The organism is Candidatus Cloacimonadota bacterium (assembly GCA_034661015.1).
In the GTDB taxonomy this organism is placed as follows: domain Bacteria; phylum Cloacimonadota; class Cloacimonadia; order JGIOTU-2; family JGIOTU-2; genus JAYEKN01.
Genome location: JAYEKN010000153.1, coordinates 1 through 3,134, shown reverse-complemented (window position 1 = coordinate 3,134; position 3,134 = coordinate 1). Strand labels below are relative to the sequence as shown.

The 3,134-nt window shown below is 33.5% G+C and carries 7 protein-coding genes; 1 reads left to right on the top strand and 6 read right to left on the bottom strand.

The features are described from left to right. The coding region (locus U9P79_06055) for a tyrosine-type recombinase/integrase (GenBank protein MEA2104185.1) at positions 1-193 on the bottom strand (193 nt) is incomplete at its 3' end. A gap of 294 nt (positions 194-487) precedes the next feature. Between U9P79_06055 and U9P79_06050 the strand changes: the two genes are divergently transcribed. After that, positions 488-841 (top strand): hypothetical protein, encoded by a 354-nt coding sequence (locus tag U9P79_06050; protein ID MEA2104184.1) that lies wholly within the window; start codon positions 488-490, stop codon positions 839-841. Here U9P79_06050 and U9P79_06045 read toward each other — a convergent pair. The 5 genes from U9P79_06045 to U9P79_06025 form a co-directional block, all read right to left on the bottom strand. Then, the gene (locus U9P79_06045) at positions 836-1,138 is read right to left on the bottom strand and encodes a hypothetical protein (protein ID MEA2104183.1); all 303 of its coding nucleotides are present in this window, start codon (positions 1,136-1,138) and stop codon (positions 836-838) included. The two genes, U9P79_06050 and U9P79_06045, sit on opposite strands and share 6 nt — an antisense overlap. Then, positions 1,135-1,599 carry a hypothetical protein gene (locus U9P79_06040; protein MEA2104182.1) on the bottom strand — a complete coding sequence of 155 codons (465 nt, stop codon included), beginning with the start codon at positions 1,597-1,599 and terminating at the stop codon, positions 1,135-1,137. The genes U9P79_06045 and U9P79_06040 overlap by 4 nt, the downstream gene beginning before the upstream one ends. Positions 1,600-1,712: 113 nt before the next feature. Beyond that, positions 1,713-1,850, bottom strand: coding sequence for a hypothetical protein (locus U9P79_06035; GenBank protein ID MEA2104181.1), 138 nt, complete (start codon positions 1,848-1,850; stop codon positions 1,713-1,715). Between the two features lie 14 nt (positions 1,851-1,864). Next, on the bottom strand, positions 1,865-2,260 hold the full coding sequence (locus U9P79_06030; protein MEA2104180.1) for a hypothetical protein: 396 nt from the start codon (positions 2,258-2,260) through the stop codon (positions 1,865-1,867). Between the two features lie 610 nt (positions 2,261-2,870). Then, positions 2,871-3,134: hypothetical protein (locus U9P79_06025; GenBank protein MEA2104179.1), on the bottom strand; the 264-nt coding region annotated here is incomplete at its 5' end.

Here is a 3,134-nt window from a genome sequence, read left to right as displayed (position 1 = left end):
TAACCAGTTCATTCATAGTGAGCAGACTGTCTTGTTTTGTGAAGTCAGTTATATGTGCATATCGTGAAGTTGTATTAGGGTTTGCATGGCCAAGCAAGGCTTGTATATGACGAAGGCTTAAACCTTTTTCAAGGAGGTGGGTTGCAAAACTGTGGCGTAACGAGTGTATCGAGACTTCTGGAATAAGCGTCAATGGTTTTCTTGGCTTTACCTTGAAGTTTGAGAGATCTCAGGTGACATTGACACAATGCATTAAAATGCTTTACTTCTGTTGGATTCATGGTATACTCCTTTTTTAAAAGTGCCCTAAATTGGACAAGTATAAGAAGTATACACTATTTTTGATTTTTCTGCCGCGATAGCGGCTTCGTCCAACAAATCGTTGCACCTGACATTTTTCCTCTATGCTCCAAAATGCAGGTGAACTCAGGTGTTAGGCTTCAAAAAACCATCGAAACTACTTGGCAAATCAAAGAACGGAGAAACCATGAATAAGAACAGAACAGAACAGAACAGAACAGAACAAGATAGCTATAAACGGTATGGAAAATCAAGTGCGGCATTATTAAATCTAAAAACTTCATTTTTTGAAAAAAATGAGTTGCATCTAAAAAAGCAGAGGCAAATTGCGTCAATCTATAAAAAACAGAAGAAAAGAATATCCTGCAAAAATTGTAATGTTAAAATAAATGCAACACATGATTTTATTAAGAATGGAATAGAATATACTTTATGTGAAAATTGCAATCATTTGAATGGGGTATATGAGATTGGTTGGAAAACCTTTTGGTTTCAGCTTCGATGGGTGGTTTTAGGTATCCGCCCCCCAAATCCGTTATAACCAGTCTAAAATTAATAAAAACCTTTTTTCAAACTCTGCCGAATTTGAAATATTTATGTTTTTTGCATTTTCTATCAGAACATTTCTTATCTTTCTCTCAAATATGGCAAACATGGAAAGAATAATAAGCTCTTCACTGTGTTCTAAAGTTTTTTTGTTTTCTGCTCTCTTTTCTTCTATAGTCATTCCAGAATACTTTGTTTTCAACAGTACGGTTTCATCAGATTTTTGAACAACCCTGAAAGCATCCTGAATACTGACAAAAGAATCATATAAACCAGCCAAATCGCTATTCATAGTATCCAATCCAACACATTCAAAAATACATCTTTATCAATTAACGGGGTTTTACCTATAATTCTGTCATCAATCCAGTGCCACCCTTCTCGTGTGTCCTTGTAATTGTATTTGAATGCCTTGGTTTTAGTATCTTCCCCTGCTGTTCTGCTCATCTCTGTACCAGGTTTGTCCTCGCTTAAGTATGCAAAAATCTGTTTGGAGATATCAGATTCCAAATCTACCCTTCCTTTGGCTCCTATAATCCAAATACCTATAGGGTTTAATTGGGCTATCTTTGTATTATCTTTTAGAATTAACAGTTTTTTTGTTTTATATTTCCCACTTTTTTCTTCTAAATTTATTTTTTCTATCTCTTTTACGCATAGTCCTTCTTCATTAACCCATTTTGACACTTCCTCATATAAGTGTTTTAACCTGAAATTAAACTTTTCTATTTTTAATTTTACTGCATTATCCATTTTTATTGATTACTCCTGTTTAAATGTGGTCAGGCCGCAATTGACACATTTTGATAAGCTATAAAAACACATTTTCTTCTCGGTTTCTGAATTTCATTATACCCGCTAAAAGACTATTCAGCAGGATGAGAGACAACACCGGCAAGACCAGCAATTAACTGTATTGATTCAGGAATTACATCTCTATTTTTTTCATCTCTTACGAGTTTTACCCAAACTCTTGACACCCCAGTAATAATTATAGCTTTCATTTTGTTACCTTCATTTATTTTGATCTTAGTTTTACAATCATTATAATATCTCTTCCATAGGAAAGATTAGCATAAGACTCCCTAAGACCAATATATGCATCTAAATCCTGATTTATTAAAAAGTTTGATGCCTTGCATCTGGCAAGATGGGCTTCTTTTCCAACAACTTTATTGTAGAAATAATTGAATTGTTCTCCTGCTTTAATGTTTTCGGATGCAAATATTGAACGTCTAAAAGCTCGATGCTCTTTTACTTTATTGGAAAGTTCATAATTAACCTTGCCCATAGCGGATTCACACTCTCTAATATTTCTAACCATTTCTGAAAATTTATCTGGTAATTTTTTGGGGGGGGGGCAAGTCTTTAATCTTGACAATTCAGAATTAATTTTTTCAAATTGTTGTTTCAAAGGGTGTTGAAAGCGACCCTCTATTTTGGCATGTATTGTTAGTTATTTCAGGAAGTTATCTTATAACAATCATTATGGAGATAACCGACTGATTTTATTCAGAAAAGGCTGATCGATTTCAACACCCTTTTTCAGCTCTATTTTTTTTTATTTTTTGACGCAATTTTTTTCTGGAATAGCTCACTGAACTGTAATCAATACCCCCTACCAAACGTCCACGTTCATGTTGGGTAATATTACAATGTCTGTATAAAAGTTCCATTAACAATGCACGGTTTATTGAATGTGTACCCTTACTGCAAGTGTAATCCATATCAATTCCTGTAATTTTGCAGAAAACTGTTATTAATTTTTTTGGTTGATATCTTTTTTTAATTTCCTTTAAATGAGGTTGTTCTCTTTGGGATTCAGGGGGAATTTTTTCTATATATTTTTCAAAAATATTCTCAATAAAATTTTCCGAATCTACAATTCCGATTCCCTTTCCTGATTCCAGGGGTTTGGCATATTTTCTCCAAGTCCCTTATAAATAAATTGCCGTCAGGAGTTGTTAAAAAAAATGAATTATGCCCTTTTATGCCTCCTTTTATAACCTTCAAAAAAGTAACGACTACTTTTGGGGCATGAGAAAGGATTCCAGAATTTGCGGATTAAAAATATCCATATTGTCATCATTCATTGCCATGGCAAAAACTTTGTTATTTGTTAGATATTGAATACTCTCATAAGACAGATAAAGCGATGCAAAAACAGGAATAATTTTTTTCTCTTCAGCATCAGGGAACCATGATCTAAGTTCTGGAACAAATTTTATAAATTTTTGAATATATTCTGTCCTGGCAGTTGCTTTTGTCTCCACAACAAAAAAATAATC